The following is a 744-nucleotide window of genomic DNA, read 5'->3' on the forward strand; positions in this document are numbered from 1 at the left end:
GATGCTGGTATGCTTACCCAGTTGTTACCTGAAATTAGCGAACGCTTTGGTCTGATTGAAGGACGTGAGTCAGCGGTAGATTTAGATTCACGGGCAATCCATTGGAGCGCTTTAAAAGATCGTACTGTTGATTTTGCAGGACTTATGGCAACGCGCGGTATTGTCAAAAAGACCGTACAAGGCTTCGGTGGTCGTATTGCGGCGAAACAAGTCACTAAGTTCATTCCACTTGGCGGTCAGATGGTAGCAGCTACGATGGGCTACATGATTTTCAAAAAAATTGCGACTGACCATATCAACGAATGCTACAAGCTGGCAAAAGATATTCAGAATAAACAACACGGTAAAAATGTTTAAAACCATTAGAGACTGTTGAATACTCAACTCACTGTAATGATGAAATAAAACCAGTTAAGATACTTTATCTTAGCTGGTTTTTTAGTTCTTAATCAGCCAAAATATATCGTTAGGCTTTATTAGTGATTCATAAATGCAGTCTAACGTGCCTCAATTTAGACCCTACTAAACACCTTGAAGGAACAATCATGAAAAAAACCCTAGCCTCAACTGCGCTTCTTGCTTCACTGACCTTGGCTGGATGTACAACAACAGGGACCAATACCAATGCAAACACTGCAATAGGTACCGCCAATGAAATCGGTATGAACGTGTTTAAAGCCGCTATTGACAACCAATGCCGTAGTCAAATTGAAAATCAAAGTGCTTGGCGTATTGCAAGCGCAG

1 protein-coding gene and 1 pseudogene are annotated in these 744 nt (G+C 41.1%); both read left to right on the forward strand.

The window, feature by feature from the left end; all coding sequences use genetic code 11:
• Positions 1-357: hypothetical protein (locus ACS8FD_RS20030; protein WP_439277159.1), on the forward strand; the 357-nt coding region annotated here is incomplete at its 5' end.
• 188 nt (positions 358-545) lie between these two features.
• Positions 546-744 (forward strand): annotated as a pseudogene (locus tag ACS8FD_RS20035) (hypothetical protein); the annotation flags it as partial.

This window comes from Psychrobacter sp. 1U2 (assembly GCF_051847575.1).